15 protein-coding genes are annotated in these 18,129 nt (G+C 62.3%); 7 read left to right on the top strand and 8 right to left on the bottom strand.

The window, feature by feature from the left end:
* The 4 genes from F3J20_RS30445 to F3J20_RS30460 form a co-directional block, all read left to right on the top strand.
* Nucleotides 1-1,125: aldehyde dehydrogenase family protein (locus F3J20_RS30445; protein ID WP_167285713.1), on the top strand; the 1,125-nt coding region annotated here is incomplete at its 5' end.
* 109 nt (nucleotides 1,126-1,234) lie between these two features.
* Nucleotides 1,235-1,993, top strand: coding sequence for an SDR family oxidoreductase (locus F3J20_RS30450; RefSeq protein ID WP_167036793.1), 759 nt, complete (start codon nucleotides 1,235-1,237; stop codon nucleotides 1,991-1,993).
* Between the two features lie 613 nt (nucleotides 1,994-2,606).
* Nucleotides 2,607-3,617, top strand: a complete 1,011-nt coding sequence (locus F3J20_RS30455; protein ID WP_167285714.1) for a hypothetical protein — start codon at nucleotides 2,607-2,609, stop codon at nucleotides 3,615-3,617.
* Between the two features lie 227 nt (nucleotides 3,618-3,844).
* Entirely contained in the window at nucleotides 3,845-5,164 is a 1,320-nt protein-coding gene (locus tag F3J20_RS30460; RefSeq protein WP_167036788.1) for an MFS transporter, read from the top strand.
* Nucleotides 5,165-5,193: 29 nt separating this feature from the next.
* Here the strand turns inward: F3J20_RS30460 and F3J20_RS30465 are convergent, their stop codons facing one another.
* Nucleotides 5,194-5,622, bottom strand: coding sequence for a hypothetical protein (locus F3J20_RS30465; RefSeq protein ID WP_167285715.1), 429 nt, complete (start codon nucleotides 5,620-5,622; stop codon nucleotides 5,194-5,196).
* Nucleotides 5,623-5,794: 172 nt separating this feature from the next.
* Nucleotides 5,795-6,268, bottom strand: coding sequence for a hypothetical protein (locus F3J20_RS30470; RefSeq protein ID WP_167036783.1), 474 nt, complete (start codon nucleotides 6,266-6,268; stop codon nucleotides 5,795-5,797).
* 258 nt (nucleotides 6,269-6,526) lie between these two features.
* Between F3J20_RS30470 and F3J20_RS30475 the strand changes: the two genes are divergently transcribed.
* Complete coding sequence (locus F3J20_RS30475; RefSeq protein ID WP_167036780.1) at nucleotides 6,527-7,498, top strand: dienelactone hydrolase; 972 nt, start codon at nucleotides 6,527-6,529, stop codon at nucleotides 7,496-7,498.
* Between the two features lie 324 nt (nucleotides 7,499-7,822).
* Here the strand turns inward: F3J20_RS30475 and F3J20_RS30480 are convergent, their stop codons facing one another.
* A complete protein-coding gene (locus F3J20_RS30480; RefSeq protein ID WP_167036777.1) occupies nucleotides 7,823-8,245 on the bottom strand; it encodes a DUF3224 domain-containing protein in 423 nt (140 codons plus the stop codon).
* A gap of 69 nt (nucleotides 8,246-8,314) precedes the next feature.
* Here F3J20_RS30480 and F3J20_RS30485 point away from each other — a divergent pair, with 69 nt between their 5' ends.
* Nucleotides 8,315-9,205, top strand: coding sequence for a helix-turn-helix domain-containing protein (locus F3J20_RS30485; RefSeq protein WP_167036774.1), 891 nt, complete (start codon nucleotides 8,315-8,317; stop codon nucleotides 9,203-9,205).
* Nucleotides 9,206-9,237: 32 nt separating this feature from the next.
* On the opposite strand, the gene F3J20_RS30490 is transcribed toward F3J20_RS30485, so the two are convergent.
* Nucleotides 9,238-10,209, bottom strand: a complete 972-nt coding sequence (locus F3J20_RS30490) for an AraC family transcriptional regulator (RefSeq protein WP_167285716.1) — start codon at nucleotides 10,207-10,209, stop codon at nucleotides 9,238-9,240.
* A 93-nt stretch (nucleotides 10,210-10,302) separates the two neighbouring features.
* On the opposite strand from F3J20_RS30490, the gene F3J20_RS30495 reads away from it, so the two are divergent.
* Nucleotides 10,303-11,136 carry an oxidoreductase gene (locus F3J20_RS30495; protein WP_167036770.1) on the top strand — a complete coding sequence of 278 codons (834 nt, stop codon included), beginning with the start codon at nucleotides 10,303-10,305 and terminating at the stop codon, nucleotides 11,134-11,136.
* 99 nt (nucleotides 11,137-11,235) lie between these two features.
* Here the strand turns inward: F3J20_RS30495 and F3J20_RS30500 are convergent, their stop codons facing one another.
* The 4 genes from F3J20_RS30500 to hemDX all read right to left on the bottom strand — a co-directional run.
* Nucleotides 11,236-13,989, bottom strand: a complete 2,754-nt coding sequence (locus F3J20_RS30500; protein WP_167285717.1) for an HAD-IC family P-type ATPase — start codon at nucleotides 13,987-13,989, stop codon at nucleotides 11,236-11,238.
* A 61-nt stretch (nucleotides 13,990-14,050) separates the two neighbouring features.
* Nucleotides 14,051-14,998 carry a polyphosphate kinase 2 family protein gene (locus F3J20_RS30505; protein WP_167285718.1) on the bottom strand — a complete coding sequence of 316 codons (948 nt, stop codon included), beginning with the start codon at nucleotides 14,996-14,998 and terminating at the stop codon, nucleotides 14,051-14,053.
* Between the two features lie 404 nt (nucleotides 14,999-15,402).
* Nucleotides 15,403-16,593 (bottom strand): heme biosynthesis protein HemY, encoded by a 1,191-nt coding sequence (locus F3J20_RS30510; protein WP_167285719.1) that lies wholly within the window; start codon nucleotides 16,591-16,593, stop codon nucleotides 15,403-15,405.
* 2 nt (nucleotides 16,594-16,595) lie between these two features.
* On the bottom strand, nucleotides 16,596-18,129 hold a 1,534-nt coding region (hemDX, locus tag F3J20_RS30515; protein ID WP_167285720.1), incomplete at its 5' end, for a fused uroporphyrinogen-III synthase HemD/membrane protein HemX.

Genomic DNA, 18,129 nt, shown 5'->3' on the forward strand with positions numbered 1-18,129 from the left:
TTCGTGCGCTATTTCGAGTTCTACGCCGGCGCCGCCGACAAGCTGCACGGCGAAACGCTGCCCTACCAGGCCGGCTACACGGTGCTGACGATCCGCGAGCCGCACGGCGTGACGGGCCATATCGTGCCGTGGAATTATCCAATGCAGATTTTCGGGCGCAGCGTCGGCGCGGCGCTTGCGACCGGCAACGCCTGCGTCGTCAAGCCGGCCGAGGACGCGTGCCTTTCCGTGCTCCGCGTCGCCGAACTGGCCGCCGAAGCCGGCCTGCCGTCAGGCGCGCTCAATATCGTGACCGGCTACGGGCACGAGGCCGGCGCCGCGCTCGCGCGCCATCCGGGCATCGATCACGTGTCGTTCACGGGCTCGCCCGAAACCGGCAAGCTCGTCACGCAGATGGCCGCCGAAAACCACGTGCCCGTCACGCTCGAACTCGGCGGCAAGTCGCCGCAAATCGTCTTCGCCGACGCCGATCTCGAGGCCGCGCTGCCCGTGCTCGTCTCGGCGATCGTGCAGAACGCCGGGCAAACCTGCTCGGCGGGCAGCCGCGTGCTGATCGACGAGGCCATTTACGAGCCCTTGCTCGAACGGCTCGGCAGCGCATTCCAGGCGCTGCGCGTCGGCCCTTCGCAAGCGGACCTCGACTGCGGGCCGCTCATCAGCGCGAAACAGCAGCAGCGCGTGTGGGACTTTCTCTCCGATGCGCAGCACGACGGCATTGCGATGGCCGCGCACGGCGAAGTGATTCCCGAAGCGCCCGAGAGCGGCTTCTACCAGGCGCCGACCTTGCTGCGCGACGTGCCCGCGAGCCACCGCCTCGCACGCGACGAAGTGTTCGGCCCGGTGCTCGCCGCGATGTCGTTCCGCGACGAAGACGAAGCGCTCGCGCTCGCGAACGGCACGCAATACGGGCTCGTCGCCGGTATCTGGACACGCGACGGCGCGCGCCAGATGCGGCTCGCGCGACGCGTGCGCTCGGGGCAGGTGTTCATCAACAACTATGGCGCGGGCGGCGGCGTCGAATTGCCGTTCGGCGGCGTCAAGCATTCGGGGCACGGCCGCGAGAAAGGCTTCGAGGCGCTGTATGGGTTCACGGTGTTGAAGACGATTGCGATCCGGCATGGTTAGGCCGCGGCTCATCGCTCGTGGTTCGCGCCTGGCGGCTCGTGATTGACGCGGCCGGCGGCTTCGGCGCAACGACGCATTGCTATCCCTCACAACCAGCAACGGAGACATCATGCGTTTGACAGGTAAAACGGCCATCGTCACGGGCGGCGGTTCGGGTTTCGGCGAAGGCATCGCGAAGACCTTCGCGCGCGAAGGCGCGAACGTCGTGGTCAACGATCTGAACGGGCCGGCCGCGGAGCGCGTCGCGAGCGAGATCGCGCTTGCGGGCGGCAAGGCGATCGCGGTGCCCGGCAACGTCGCGCTGCGCGACGACTGGCGCACGCTGCGCGAGGCGGCAATCGAAGACTTCGGCAGCGTGCAGATCGTCGTCAACAACGCGGGCACCACGCATCGCAACAAGCCGGTGCTCGAAGTAACCGAGGCCGAATTCGACCGCGTCTACGCGGTGAACGTGAAGAGCATCTACTGGAGCGTGCAGGAGTTCGTGCCGTATTTCCGCGAGCAAGGCGGCGGCAGCTTCGTCAATATCGCATCGACGGCGGGCGTGCGGCCGCGCCCGGGGCTCGTCTGGTACAACGGCAGCAAGGGCGCGGTGATTATCGCGAGCAAGTCGCTCGCGGTCGAACTCGGACCCGAGCGCATTCGCGTGAACTGCGTGAATCCGGTGATCGGCGAAACGGCACTGCTCTCCGAATTCATGGGTGTCGAAGATACGCCGCAGAATCGCCAGCGCTTTCTCGCCGGCATTCCGCTCGGCCGCTTCTCGACGCCGCAGGATATCGCCAACGCGGCGCTCTATCTCGCTTCGGATGACGCGGAGTTCGTCACCGGCGTGTGTCTCGAAGTGGATGGTGGAAGGTGCGTTTAGAAAAGTGAAGCGGCGGCGCTCGAAGGCCTGAGCATCATTGCGCGCGGTGTGCTTATGAACGGGATGCGGCCCGAATTCGATCATGTCCGCTGCAAAGCCACTCCGTCGCGCCATTCCCGGGACACCTTCGTTAACTGAGCATAAGTTGCGCTATGCATCGGTCCACTTGCGTGAAAAGAACCACAATCGAAGCGACACGGCAATGCACGGTTGTGCTGGCTGGGAATGTGGATCATCGGTGGCGACACGAGTTGTGTGTAACTCGAAGACGAGACCTATGCGAGCCGAGTTTATGTTTCCAGTACAGCCGGATCGAGGCTAAAGGCCGAAGGCAAACACGATTCGGGACAACACTGAAGATGTCATCAAAACAGATTGCTGACATGTTCCATTCGAAAGGACACCCGATATGTCATCGTCAGGAGTTTCGTCGACTGACAACCTCTACGCACAACTGAATTCGTACACGTTCGGGGTGGCCACGAAGGAGGCGCCTGAGCCTGCTCCGCCCGCCCCGGAGCAGCACCCGCTACGTTCGGCTCTCAAGCCACGCCCGTCGCTTTCCGTCACCACGAACAGCACCGATTCGCGTCGATCGTCCTTGAGCGGACCCGTGGCTCCGGCCAATAGAAACCGGATAAGAGCCCTGGTGCAGCGAATTAAAAACGAGGCGGTCGGGTTAACCTTCAAGGACCTGGAGAGTACCGAACAGGCGGTCGTCAGAGAAGGATTCCTCGCGGCAAAACATGTGCGCGCCATCTCAATAGCGCTGGAGACGATGAATGCGGGATGTAGTTTCCGTGTTGCCGGAGAACACACGCTTAAACGAATCGGCGAAGGTGCCGAAGCAAAAGGACACGATACGCTGGAGAAGACGCTCAAGCCAGCTACGGTAGACGCGCTCTATTCGCCGACAACGGCCAAAAGCGTTTGGAAAACTGCCGAAGCGGCCGACATTACCGGTTACGTGACTACCCTGTACCCGGACAGGTCCGGCATGTTGCATATGGGACAGGGCGTGGCACGACTGGATGTGTCGGACGTTCCGGCAGAGGAAGAACTTATCGATAGACTCGGTTACGCGGGCACCAATCGGGCCCTTCCCATTGACCTGAAAGATCTGGAATCATTGAAAGCGTCCCTTCAGCCGCTCAAAGATGTGAGAGATTGGAAGACGCTGCCGCTGACTGGAGACTACGATCTCCACGATATGTTTTCACTGACGGGGAGACGCAGCACGGTTCCTTCGGGCAGCACGGAGGAGACCGCAATAATTGACGCGATAAACGCCGCGATCAGCACGGTCGACCCGGATCGGCGTCCTGCCGGCGACAGGAACAGGAGACTCGTGCAGCACGGCCCTCAGGTCAACTATGTCGCTTTCATGCTGAACGAGGAACCGACGAGTGTCCTGAATCAGCATGTTGCCGCCCCGAGCTTTCCGGTAGCCATGTATGTTGCAAACACAGGGTGGAAAATCGTCAGGGATCGTACCGAACTCGCGAACGAATATAAAAAGAACGGCGTCAACCTCAAGCAGACCTGGACCCCGAGGGGCAGTCTTAGCATTCCGAGCACCCGACAATCTTCGCTGTCCATAGGGGAATCGGACAAGCGGTACTAGCCGCTCAACCATGCCATGCCCTCGACAAGCGAGCCGGATTGCCGCCTGCTCGAAGCCGGCGGCCTCACTGGCATGGTGCGGCGGGCGCCCGAAAATTTGCGCCGCCCTCATCAGATTCTGCGCGCAGTCAGTGTTTTCCCTCATATCGATTCGTCATGCAAATCGCCGTGCGCGACTAGAATCGATCGACAGCCGTACTTCCATTCCACAAGAAAAGAGGAGATACCATGGCGAGTCCCGCAGAACCGCTCCGCCAGCCCGGCGCCGGCGTGCCGCCTTCCGCGTTCGAAGAAGCGACCTACCGCAAGGTCACATGGCGGCTCGCGCCGCTACTGATGCTCTGCTACATCGTCGCGTATCTGGACCGCGTGAACGTCGGCTTCGCGAAGTTACAGATGAGCACCGACCTCGGCCTGAGCGACGCCGTGTACGGCTTCGGCGCGGGAATTTTCTTCATCGGCTATTTCATCTTCGAAGTGCCGAGCAACGTGATCCTGCACAAGGTCGGCGCGCGCGTGTGGATCGCGCGGATCATGATCTCGTGGGGCATCATCTCGATGCTGACGATGTTCGTCACCACGCCGACGATGTTCTACGTCATGCGCTTCCTGCTCGGCCTCGCCGAAGCGGGGTTCTTTCCCGGCATTATTCTGTACCTCACCTACTGGTATCCGGCGCATCGGCGCGGACGGATCACGACGTGGTTCATGACGGCCATTGCGTTATCCGGCGTAATCGGCGGACCGGTGTCGGGCTATATCCTCAAGAACTTCAGCGGCGTGAACGGCTGGCACGGATGGCAGTGGCTGTTTTTGCTCGAAGGGCTACCGTCGGTCATCGTCGGCGTGCTCGTGTTCGTCATGCTCGATGACCGGATCGCGAAGGCGAAGTGGCTGACGCGCGAAGAACAGCAATTGCTCGAAAGCCAGGTATCCGCCGAAGAAGCGGCCAAGCATGACATGCCGATCCGCCAGGTGCTCACGAGCGGGCGTGTGCTGATGTTGAGCCTCACCTACTTTTCGTTCGTGATGGGACTGTATGGCGTGAGCTTCTGGTTGCCGACGATCATCAAGGCGACCGGCGTGACCGATGCTTTCATGATCGGCCTGCTCTCGGCGATTCCGTTTGCGGCGGCGGTCATTGCGATGGTGCTGGTGGCGCGCAGCGCGGATCGGTCGCGCGAGCGGCGTTGGCATATTGCGTTGCCGGCGTTCGCAGGTGCCGTGGGGCTGGTGTTGTCGGTTGTCTGGGCGCATAACACCGTGCTTGCGATGGCCGGGTTGACACTGGCCACCATGGGAATTCTGACCACGCTGCCGCTATTCTGGAGTTTGCCGACTGCGATTCTGGCAGGGACGGGAGCGGCTGCGGGGATTGCGTTGATCAATTCGATCGGGAACCTGGCGGGCTTTCTGAGTCCCTATGCGGTCGGGTGGTTGAAGCAGGCGACCGCGGCTAACGATTCGGGGATGTATATGCTGGCGGCTTTTATGGTGCTGGGTGGATTGCTCGCGGTGAGTGTGCCGGCCAGGCTGGTTAACAGGTAGTGCTTTGGGCCTGTGTCCGGAATGGATGGCTAGCGGGACTTCGCATCAGTCGACCGATAGTGTTTGCCCGCGATCCACCAAAACAGCATGCCGCCAACCGCACCGGAGGGAACGAGGAATCGCCCCACGCTGAATAAACCCTGGAGCCAGGTCACATCCTTCTCGTCTGGTGGATCGGTGTACCAGTGAACCGAATTGAAGAATTCAATGTGAGCTCGAACGGCCAGCATTCCAAGGGCAATTCCCGCGAGCAGATAAAAGATCCAGTTGCGAATCCTGAACGCCCGCGCCAGCAAGGAGAGCGCGGCACAGGGAAGTGCGGTGATCCCGATAGCGAACATCCACGATACGGCAAACATCAGCACTAGCATCACGACAAAATGAATCGCTTTCGTTGCGAGCGAGTTATTTGTTGCGCTTTCGAAACTGGCTACTCTGCTCAGCATGGCTAGCAGCACGAATACGAGCGTTCCTATGGTTACGCTCGCGAGGTATCCGGCCAGTACGCGCTCCGCGGTGACGTTCTGTCGTGACGGCTCTGGTTGCATCTGGCGGTAGTGAGTTCGCTGTTGTCGAATGGGTAGTAGGTCCGGACTTCCGGGAACTACATGAATTCATTTTTTTGCGTTCCTATCCACTACGGTACATCGATGCCCATCGTCCCATCAAAAAACCCAATATCGCTGCCACGAAACAAAACGCAGTGAAGCGTACCGTCGATCTCAACCCGCGTGCAATGTTCTCTTCCGCGCGTTCCTGTGTCAGTTTGTAGACTTCGTCGCCATTCGCAGTTAAACGGACAGGGTGAGAGTCACAAAACTCCATATGCAAAGCGGAGCCGGATGTCAGACCTTGCAGCATCTCCACTGGGAATGGAGCGTGAGTATGCACGCCTTGCGCCGCCAACAGAAACGAACCGCCTTCATTGACAAGGAATGCTCTCACACCTCCGAATCCCTCACGGACATACAGCGTCCCATCCCAGCTCACCACATCGCATGGCAGGCCAACCGGTTTTTCGTACCATAAACCGATCGTGAGCGAAAGTGCGGCCACCCCTCCCAATAACCCGTACAAGTACAAGAAAATCCCCAGTATTTTCATCGTCGCGATCTTTTTGTATGGTTTCGTCTGTCGATGCCGTCAGCCCAAGTTCAACTGACACGCTGACGATTGTCTGCGATCTAGCCCAGACTGTCGATTGACCACTGATGGTCGCACCACGTCTCACGACCGGAAACGGCAATAACCTCCCCCCAACTCGCATGCCCGGTTCCGAAAGGGCAAGTTTGCGTCCGCGCTCACTCGTGTAACATCGACACGACAATCCAGGCGTTTAGCATTGTTAAACCGGGAAGAAAAATGATCCGTGCCAACCTTCTCTTCGCCACCTTATGTCTTGTGACCTCGCTGGCGCACGCGGCCGGTTTTCAATTCATCGAAATTCCGGGCAACGGATCGCTTCAGCCTCTCAAAGGAGCCGTCTGGTATCCGTGTAGTCAACCGCCTCGCAACGAGAAATTGGGCCCGTTCGTGCTGTCTGTTACCAGGGATTGTCCGGTCGCCGGCGAGAAGCTGCCACTTATCGTTATATCGCATGGCAGGGGCGGTACTTTCCTTGACCATAGCGACACGGCCGCAGCACTGGCAGATGCAGGCTTTGTGGTCGCGGCGATAAACCATCCTGGTGACAATGCGATGGACAAGACCCGCATCAACGATTTCCCGGTATTCGTCGAGCGGCCGGCGGATATCAAGCGTCTGGTCGACTTCATGCTTGGCTCATGGACCGCCGCAGCCAGGATCGACGCAAACGACATCGGCATCTTCGGTTTTTCGCGCGGTGGATATACCGGGCTCGTCGCCGTGGGTGCCAACCCTCGCTTTGGGAAGAACCTGCGTCTATGCGACGGGGTGAATACGCCGCTCTGCAATCAGGTACATCAAGGAGAACTCCCTGAACTCGTCCATGATCCGCGTATCAAGGCGGCAGTGATTGCCGATCCAGTCAGCGTCTTCTTCACGAAAGACAGCTTTTCCAATGTGAAGATACCCGTGCAACTTTGGAGATCCGAATTGGGTGGCGGCGGAGTGACGCCAGAAAGCGTCGCGAACGTCGTAGGCGAAATACCGACGAAACCGGACGTTCATCTCGTTCCCCACGCCCAGCATTTTTCCTTCATGGCACCCTGTTCGGCTGAATTCATGCAGGCGGCACGAGAAATCTGCGTCGACGGACTGGACTTCGACCGTATCTCTTTCCACAAAGAATTTAACGCTGACGTGCTGACGTTTTTTCGCAAGTACCTGACGGATACGAGTACCGCCGGGTAGAACATGTTTTCCCGATTCCGACAGCGGCGAAATACGCGGTGCGGCGTGAAGTGAATTCGACCTTGACCGTGCCGTTACGTCGGGTCAAAGCAAAGAGTAATGCGCCGGACGTGTGGCAACGGCGCACGGCTTCCGATCGAGTTTCCGCGATTGTGCAAACGAACAGGGCTATGCCAAATGCATGACAACGCGCTGCCGCAATCGTGCCCAAGGTAAGCTTGAGACATCAAGAGGTCGTGAGTGACGGCACGGTCATACCCGGGTACATCGCCGCGAACATTACAAAGCCCCAAACGCCAATAACCGGCCGCAAACCGAAACTCCCTAAGCGATCCAATAGGTCAGCGTGTAGTAGTGTTTGCCGCTCTCTCGCCGTATCAGCAATTGGCCTCTGATTCCCGATAACTCGCCGGTTCCGGAACCGGGCACGATGTCGATACGCAACGCCTCGCGCCCGGCGTCCATTTCGCCGAAGTGGGCCAGCGCGAAGCTACCACATCGGCCGTCCAACGAGCCTTCGAATGATTCAAGCGCGACGTACGTCGCTTCGCCCTCGCGCGGCTTGCCGGCGGTTAGCATTTCCCCGAGCGCCTGGCCCTTCAGCCCGCCGTGGTACGCTTTTTCGATAACGTGGCGTCCGATAGGCGCAGCATGGGCGGGAACGGCAACGCTATCGGGCGGGGCGATTTTCACGTCGAATGCGCCCGTGGCGACCAGCGGTTCTTGGTCTGATGGAGTCACGCTCATGGAACCTCTCACAAGGAATCTGCGGCAATAGCCGAGGCAGCGCTCACGTCGCGAATCAGGAATGCACGCATGGCCTCATCATCGACCCAAACGCCCGCGCTGTCTTGTACAAACCCGACATCCGGATTCGGAGCCGCCCTGTCGCAGCGCGCCGTGCTGCTGCCGCAACATATCGGCCAGACATTCCAGCTCAGCCGTTATCCGGTCGGCGAATCGCTGGCCCCATGGGCCGAATTCCACTGGATCGTAGAGTGGGACCTGCCTGAAGCCGACTGTCATCTTCAACAGGTCCTGCCCTATCCGAACGCCAATCTGGCATTCGAGGCCGGGCAAACCGCGATTCATGGACCGTCGCGCGGCCTCTTCACGCGGGAATTGCGCGGCCGTGGAAGAGTGCACGGCCTGCGCTTCAAATGCGGCGGATTACGTCCATGGATCGAGTGTCCGATGTCCGCACTGCGCGATACCGTCGTACCGGCAATACATTGCATGCCGCACGGTTCGGACATCGCACGAATCGAGGCGCAAGTACTGAATGCCGCCCATCACGACGAAGCGATCGCACGGGTCGAGGCGGTATTGTCCGAGCGACGGCCACCATTCGACCCGTGGGTGGAGCGCCTCGACACGGCGGTTCACGCAATCCAGGAAGACCGCGACATCACGACGACACGCGCGTTGCTGCAGCGCCTCAACCTGAGCGAACGCGCCATGCAGCGAGTCTTTTCGAATTACCTCGGCGTAACGCCAAAGTGGCTCATTCAACGCGCGAGAATTCACGACGCGTTGCAATGCCTCGCAGTGGAGCATGAAACACCGCTCGTGCAGATCGGCGCACGTCTGGGCTTTTTCGACCAGGCGCATTTCACTCGCTGCTTTCGGCAACACACGGGCCAGTCGCCGCAGCAGTATCGCGAGGCGCTGCACACCGAGTCGCGGGTCCGATCGATAGGCGAGTGAGCGGTCATAGTCGAAGCGAAACACGCCCAACCTCAGTGGGACGAAACATAAGTCGCATCCGCGAAAGCTGCCGGAATGGCGAAGCCTTCGAGCATACGCTTCGCCTCCGCCGCCGGCGTCAAGCCGAACAGGCGCTTGAACTCCCTGCTGAATTGCGATGGGCTCGTATAACCCACGGCATGGCCCGCCGCCTCCGCCGTCAGGTCCTGGCGCACCATCAGCAGGCGAGCCTGATGCAGACGCGTCGACTTCAGGTACTGCATCGGCGACACCTGCGTGATTGCCTTGAAGTGGCTGTGAAAGCTCGGGACGCTCATACCCGCCTCCCCGGCCAGCTGCGAGACGTCGAGAGGTTGCGCGTACTCGGCGTGGATCAGGCGGAGTGATCGGCCGATCCTGCCGAACTGCCCCCGCATCGCCAGCGCCTCTCGCATCGAACTCCCCTGAGGTCCGGTGAGCACACGGAAATACAGTTCGCGCAGCAGTTGCGGCCCCAGCACGGCGGCTTCGAGCGGCCGGTGCATCGCCTCGAGAAAGCGCAATACGGACGCCCGCATCGCATCGTCCATCGGTGTCGACATCATGCTCTGAGGCGTTTGCACCTGTTCCGCTACGCCTTCGCGGTCGATTTGCGCCGCCAATTCGGCGGCCATGGCGAAATCGAGGTGCAAATACAGGGCGAGCAGCGGGCGCTCCTGCGTTGCGTCGGTTTCCATGCTGAACGGAACCGGCGCGGACACCGCCAGGTAGTGATGCTCGTCGTACAGATAGAGCCGGTCTCCGAAATAACCGCGCTTACGGCCCTGGCAAACGATCACGATGCCGGGATCGTACAAAACCGGCGTGCGCGACAGCGCACGATTCGAACGCAGAATACGGACGCTCGGCAGTGCCGTCAGGTTGTAGCCCTCTGCGGGAGCCAACGCGCGCAGCAGCGCAACCATGCGTTTCTGGCTGTGGGGGAGTCGATCCGTGTGGCGAGTAGAAGCGAGCTTCGCGCTCATAGTTTTATGCAAGAAAAACAGTGAAATTCGGCTTATCCAGCCTCGCCCGTCAGATTACCATGCATGCTCAATCGACATTTGGGAGAAGCTTCGATGGCATCCAGCAAAATCCTGCTCATCACCGGCGTCAGCAGCGGCTTTGGCCGTGCACTCGCACAAGAAGCGCTGGCAGCAGGTCACAAGGTGGTCGGAACCGTGAGAAACGCACAGGCGAAGCATGATTTCGAAGCGCTGTCCGCCAGCGCCGCTTTTGGCCGCGTGCTCGACGTGACCGACTTCGACGCCATCGATGGCGTCGTGGCGGAAATCGAGGCAAACGTGGGGCCCGTTGACGTCCTCGTCAACAATGCCGGTTACGGCCACGAGGGCGTCATGGAAGAATCGCCGCTGTCGGAGATGCGGCGGCAGTTCGACGTGAATGTGTTCGGCGCCGTCGCGATGATGAAGGCCGTACTGCCTTTCATGCGTGAGCGGCGACGCGGCCACATTCTGAATATGACGTCGATGGGCGGCCACATCACGATGCCAGGCATCGCTTACTATTGCGGCAGCAAATTTGCTCTGGAGGGTATTTCCGAAGCCCTTGGCAAGGAGGTCGAATCTTTCGGCATTGCCGTGACAGCCGTGGCGCCGGGTTCATTCCGCACCGACTGGGCAGGCCGCTCGATGACGCGAACGCCCCGCTCCATTGCGGATTACGACACCGTCTTCGACCCCATCCGCAAAGCCCGCGAGGAAAAAAGCGGCAAGCAATTGGGCGACCCGAGGCGTGCGGCCCGTGCGATGCTCGCGGCGATTGCCGCAGATCATCCGCCCGCGCATCTTCTGCTCGGCAGCGATGCACTCGGGCTCGTGCGAGACAAACTGTCCGCATTCGCGGATGAAATCCGTGCATGGGAAGCCGTGACGGTCTCGACGGACGGCTGAAGATCGCGAGCGGGCCGCCGCGGCCGTGCACGATTCCAGCGCATTGCGCGCGATGCGAAGGACATCTCGCGCAACCGTATCGCCGCGCGAGCCCGCGCCCTACTTCACCGGATCATCCCGCAACACCGCCCCTTCCTGCTGCGAAGTCGCCAACGATCTCAATGCAGGTATCAGCCGAATCACGAACTTCTCCAGTTCCACCACGAGGAAAAACAGCACGCCGCCGCAAACGAGCCACATCCAGGCCGACAAGGGCAAACCTTCGGTATGGAAGATCGCCTGAAACGGCAGCGTATATGTGAACAGAAGCTGCAACACCACGACACCGGCAATCCCGTACCAGAGATAGCGATTGCCCCGATGCGCGCTCACCGACAGCGACGCATCGAGCAGATGCCGGATGTTGAGCAGATAAAACACCTGGCCCAACGTAATCGCGTTGACGGCCGCCGTGCGCGCCATCTGGTCCGACGCCCCCTGCCCCTTCATCCAGAAGAACGTCGACAGCGTATAGAGCACGAGCGCCGCGCCCACGAAGAGGATGCGCCAGATGCCGAAGCGCGTGACGATCGGCCGGTCGATCGCACGCGGCGAGCGGCGCATCACGTCCGCCTCGTGCGGCTCGAACGAAATGGTCAGGCCGAGCGCGACCGACGTAATCATGTTGACCCACAGTATCTGCGGCGCCGTGATCGGCAGCGTGAAGGCGAACAGGATCGCCACCGCGATCACCGCGCCCTGCGCGACATTGGTCGGCAGCATGAACAGCATCGCCTTCTCGATGTTGTTGTAGACCGTGCGCCCCTCCTTCACCGCCGCGGAGATCGACGCGAAATTGTCGTCGGCGAGGATCATCCCTGCCGCCTCCTTCGTCACCTCGGTGCCTTTGATGCCCATCGCGACACCGATGTCCGCCTTCTTGAGCGCGGGCGCGTCGTTGACGCCGTCGCCCGTCATCGCGACGATCTGCCGGTTCGCCTGGATCGCCTTGACGAGCCGCAGCTTGTGCTCGGGGCTCGCGCGGGCGAAGACGTCGACGTCGCGCACGCACTCCTGCAGCGCCGCATCGTTCATCGCCTCGATCTCGGTGCCGGCGACGGCCGTCCTGCCGTCGCCGATACCGAGCATTCTCGCGATGGCCGCCGCCGTGATCTTGTGGTCGCCCGTAATCATCGTGACACGGATGCCGCCGCCGTGGCATTCGCGCACGGCGTCGATGGCCTCTTTGCGCGGCGGGTCCATCAGGCCCACGAGGCCGAGCAGGACAAGCGTGCGCGGCAGGTCCCGCGGACCTAGGCTCCCGGTTCGCAGGCCCGGGTCCGGCAGCCACGCCAGCCCGAGCACGCGCTCGCCTTGCGCGGCGAGCCGGTCCCCCTCGCGGGCGAAACGCTCGCGATCGAGCGGCGCCGCGCCTTGCGCGCTCTGCTGCCGATCGCAGTGCTCGAGGATCACTTCGGGGGCGCCCTTGACCAGCAGCATCTCGCCGTCTGCCGAACGGTTCAGCGTCGCCATGAACTTGTGCTCCGACTCGAAGGGAATCGCGTCGATTCTCGGCGCGGCGGCAGTCTCGGCCGCACGGTCCATGCCGAGCTTGACGGCGAACGGGTAAAGCGCGCCCTCGGTCGGGTCGCCTTCCACTTTCCATTTGCCGTCTTCCTCGAACAGTTCGGCATCGTTGCACAGCAGCGATACGCGGCCCATCAGCCCGAGCACGTCCGGCACGGTGCCGAGCGGCTCGCCGTCGGCCCTGACCTCGCCCTCGCTGGCGTAGCCGTCGCCGGTCACGGTATAGGAGGCGTCCGCCGTCACGACAGAGGCGACCATCATCTCCATCAGCGTCAGCGTGCCGGTCTTGTCCGAGCAGATGCGCAAGACGGCGCCGAGCGTCTCGACCGCCGGCAGGCGGCGAATAATTGCGTTGCGCTGCGCCATGCGCTGCACGCCGATCGCGAGCGTGATCGTGATGAGCGCCGGCAGCCCTTCCGGAATGACCGACACCGCAATCCCGACGATGGCCTGGAACAGCTCGACGAACGTCATATGTCCGAGCCAGTGCCCCCAGGAAAACAGCAGCACGCTGACACAGGCGATCACGGCGGTAATCACGTAGCCGAACTTCTTGATCTGACGCAGCAGCGGCGTCTCCAGCACGCTGACCTCGGCGAGCATCTGGTTGATGCGGCCGAGTTCCGTTTGGCTCCCCGTCGCCACGACGACGCCGGTTGCCCGGCCCGACAGGACCATCGTGCCGCAGAACGCCATGTTCCCGCGGTCGCCGACCGTGGCTTTGGCGGGCACCGGCGCGGTGCTCTTCTCGGCCGGGACGGACTCGCCCGTCAGCGCCGCTTCTTCCGTGCGCAGGTTCTTCGCGTCGACGAGACGCATGTCCGCTGGAATTCGATCTCCCGATTCCAGCAGCACGATATCGCCCGGCACGAGTTCATCTGCGGGGATCAGGCGAACCGCCGCGCCACGCAGCACGCGCGCCTCGGCGGACAGCATGTTGCGAATCGAGTCGAGCGCTTTCTCGGCGCGTCCTTCCTGCAGAAAGCCGAGCAGCGAATTGAGAAGCACGACGGCCAGAATGACCGAGCCGTCGAGCCACAGGCCCAGCATGAACTTGACGAAGCCGGCCGCGAGCAGCACGTAGATCAGAATGTTGTGAAGCTGCGCGAGAAATCGTGCGACCGGCCCTTTCTTCTTGCCCTGCGGCAGACGGTTCGGGCCATAGGTGGCGAGCCGCCCGCTTGACTCTGCGGCATCGAGGCCGCGCGCGGAATCCACGTTGAACTGCCGCTCGATTTCGTCGGCCGGTAGCGCATGCCACGGCGCCGCATTCTCGACTGAACTCATCCTCGTCTCTCCCTCTCTCCCGGTTCCGGTTATGCCGGTGATGTCTGGTCAGGGGCAGCTTTCAATGCCCGGAATCGCCCCCTGCCTGTGTGTGTTCCGTCGCATTCGCGGCTTCAGCGCCGAGTTCCTCTCTCGCCGCGGCGAGGTCCTTCATCTGCTCCTGCGTGGCTTTCGGGTAAGCGAGGTCGAGCTTCTCGACGGCCTCGACGATCGCAGCCGCAACGACGAGCCGCGTAAAAGGTTTGTTGTCGGCGGGCACGACGAACCACGGTGCCGCCTCCGAAGCCGTCGCGCGAATGGCCTCTTCATAGGCGTGCATATAGTCGTCCCAGTAGCGGCGCTCGCGAATGTCGGCGGCGGAAAGCTTCCAGTGCTTGTCGGGATTGTCGAGACGATCCACGAAGCGCTTCTTCTGCTCCGCATACGACAGGTTCAGATAGAACTTGAGAATGACCACACCCTGGCGCGTCAGATAGTCCTCGAATCGCGCGATGTCGGCGAGCCGCTCGTCCCATATATTGCTGCCGATCCGTGCCGGCGGAATCTTCTGCGCATCGAGCAGATGCCGATGCACGCGCACCACTAGCACTTCCTCGTAGTACGAACGGTTGAAAATGCCGATGTGCCCACGCTGGGGCACTTTCCTGCCATAGCGCCACAGAAAGTCGTGCGAGAGCTCTTCGGCCGACGGCTGCTTGAACGAGAAAACATCGCAGCCCTGCGGATTGACGCGCGACATGACGTGCTTGATCGTCCCGTCCTTGCCCGCCGCGTCCATGGCCTGGAACACCAGCAGCACCGACCAGGAGTCCTGCGCGTAGAGCACCTCCTGCTCCATCGCAAGCCATTTCGAGCCGCGCTGGAGCAGTTGCAGCGCCTCGGCCTTATCCATTTTGAGTCCCAGCGTCTCGCCGGGATCGAAATGCTTCAGCGAGAAATCGCTGCCGCTCGTGACGCGAAACGGCTCGGTGTACGTCCGCAACGCATCGAGTATGTCCTTGCGAACCATTGCCCTTTCTCCACGACACCTGCAACCGGTTGCACGATTCGCGGATTGCCGTCCGGGCCGCCGAAATGCGAAGCCTGGCCGGACAGCATCGCAACCTCAGTCGTACTACTCACGACTTTTTATAATAGGTCACGTCTGATGTATCGCTGCAGATATTTGGCGAGAGTCGCCCGTCGCTCTGACCTCGCAGCGAACGTGGCCTACGTCGCGCGCCGCTCGCGGTCCGGATGGCTTGCGGCAGTGCAGCCATCATGGGTGACCAGAGCCCAAGCGAAGACTGGCAACGACAAACCCGCGTCTATCACGCGGTGCAAAAAGAAATGGCCGCAGCATCGGCTGCGGCCATCGGGTAGCGGTTCGAGAGGCTTGTGCGGCTCAGCGGCTACGCCATGATGCGAGCCTCATCAGGTCACATTCATCGCCAGCGCGCTCTCGCGATAATGCTGGCTCGCTTTCTCGGTATCGCCAAGCTGCTCGTGCAAACGCGCAAGCGCGCGATGCGAGCGGATCTTCAGCGTCTCGTTATCGGCAAGCTTCAGCGCGCGTTCGAGGAACGATTGCGCCTTGCCCCACAACTGCTGATGCAGGCACAGACGGCCCAGGGTGAACATCAGATCCGCATCTTCGGGACGATCCTTCTGCCAGGCTTCGGCCTTCTGGATCAGCGGCAGCGCATCGCCGCCGGCCGTGTCCGGATAGCGGCGCAGCAGGCGCGCGTCCCAGTTCTGCGCGAGCGCTTCCTCGACGATCTTGCGCGCGTCCTGCGGACGATTCAGCGAGACGAGCAGTTCGGCGGCGGTATCGGCGAGACGCGGCGAATGACGCTCGACCGCCGACAGCGAGTTCCACAGTTCGAGCAGCGCATCGGCGTTGTGACGACGATCGCGCAGCAGATTCTCGGCCGCCAGTTGACGCAGCCGCACTGCCACGGCCGGATGGATCGCCTCGCGCTTCTCCAGCGTCTTGACGAGCTTGAGCACTTCGCTCCAGTTCTTCAGTTGCTGCTGCGCGCGCAGCATGATCTGTTGCGCATGAATGCGCCGCGCGCCCTGCGATTGCATTTCGGTCAGCGCGGTGAGCGCGCCGTCCGCGTCGCGGCCGTCGGCGCGCATGTCGGCGGTCGCCATCAGGCGCGCGTCCTGCCAGTCGGCTTCGTCGATCTGCGAGAGCCATTCGTCGCGCCGCGCATATTCGTGCATGCGATGCGCGGCCGTGGCCGCGATCAGGCCGGCCGCGCCCTTGTTGTCGCCGTTCGCGAGCGCGTCTTTCGCGGCCTTCTCGGCACGCGAGAAACGCCCCGCGTAGAGGTTGCCGATCGCGTCGCGCAACGACGCATGCGCTTTCGCGACGCGCGAGCGCGCGCGGTACGCGGCGACGCGCTGCGGCATGCGCCAGATATTGCGAATGATGCGCAGGAGCGCATACAGCACGATGAACAGCACGACGATCGCGACGATGAACAGATTGAGCGACATGTCGACGCGATACGGCGGATAGACCAGCAGTATCTGCCCCGCGTCGAAGCGACCGACCACCGCGAGCACCACCGCGATCACGAACAGCAGCGCGAGCCAAAGAAGTCCCCGGATCGCCATGATTAACCCCGGTTCCGGTATTGATTGACGGCCTGCAGGCTCGTGTCGAGGTTCGGCAGTTCGACCGCGGCCGAGCCCGTATCGACCTGCCTGACGAGATCGATCACTGTTTGCGTCTCTTTCGACGAAGCGTCGAAGTAGCGCGTGAGCGCCGTCTGCGCCGCCTGCAGATCGGACTTCAGCGTGGTCTGGTTGCGCGAGAGCAGCGCGAGACGCGCCGACAGCAAACGCAGCTTCAGGTTCTCGCGCACGAAATAGCCCTGGTCGGGCGAGACGAGCATCGCGTCGGCATGGTCGATGCGGCGCACCTGCACGAGGCTCGTCAGTTGATCGCCGATGCCGTGCGTGACCTCGTCGAACCACACTTCCCAGCGCGGCTTGCCGGTGGCCGCGGCCACCTTCGCGGTGTCGGCCCACGTGGCCGCGTGCGGCGTCGCATGCGGAATCGGCGCCTCGCCCGAGAGCGGCAGGTTCGCGACGTGGTCGATCGCGTTGTCGAGCTTGATCGCGAGACCGGTGAGATCGGTCGACGGCGCGGCCTTCAGCTTGTCGATGTCCTGCGCGATCGCCTTGCGCACCGCCACCGCCTGCGGGCTGTCCGACGCCGCGAGGCGCGTGTCGGCGCTTTGCAGCGCGAACAGCGCGAGCTGCGTGTTGCCGGTCAGCTGCAACTGCTGGCTCGCCGCCGACAGCATCTGCCCGACTTCGGCGAGCGTCCAGTCGTCGCGATTGCGCGCGAGATCGGCGTATTGCTGTTGCAGCGCCTGCTGCGCGGCCTGCGCATCGGCGAGCTTGCCCTCGAACTGCGCGACCTGCGAGTCCGCCTGATGCACGCTGGCGAGCGCCTGGTCGAGCTTGATGCGCAGCTCGTTGGTCTGCGTGTCGTTGGCCTGCTGACGCTGCGCCAGCGCCTGCTCGGTGCGCACGAGCTTGCGGTTCATCGCGAAGCCGCCCACGCCGACCGCGCACGCCAGGATCACGACCACAAACCACAGCAGCGGCCCGCTCATGCTGCGGCGCTTGTGCGCTTCGTACGGCGTGAAGGGTTGATTCGGCGGCAACGCGGCGGTTGCGGACGGCTGGGGTGCGGCGTTCGTGGAGGCGTTCGTTTCAGTCATGCGTGATTGAGCCGGGTTGGTCGATACCGGTTGGACGACGGGGGGCACGGAAGGCACGGCGGCCGCGGCGACGAGCGCGCGGACTATGCGCTCGTCGCCCGCGCCGGACACCGTCATCCTATCAAAACCCAATGCCCGCGCGGTCTGCGCGATGCGTGGATGAGGCGCGACGAGCGGCGCGTGTTTGAGCTGTGCGATCTCGCTCGCGTTGAGGTGGTCGTGCGCAAGCTCTTGCAGGTTGCGCACGCCTTCGGAACTGGTCACGAGCCATGCGTGCGGCCGGCCCGCGAGCAGTTCGTGCACGCGCGCCCAGGCGCCGATGGGCGGCTCCGGCACGACGCGCCGGTAGGCCGCGACCGCCTCGACTTCGACGCCCGCTTCGCGCAGGCGGTCGGCGAGCCATTCGCGGCCGCCGTCG

The organism is Paraburkholderia sp. Cy-641, from assembly GCF_011752945.1.
GTDB lineage: Bacteria > Pseudomonadota > Gammaproteobacteria > Burkholderiales > Burkholderiaceae > Paraburkholderia.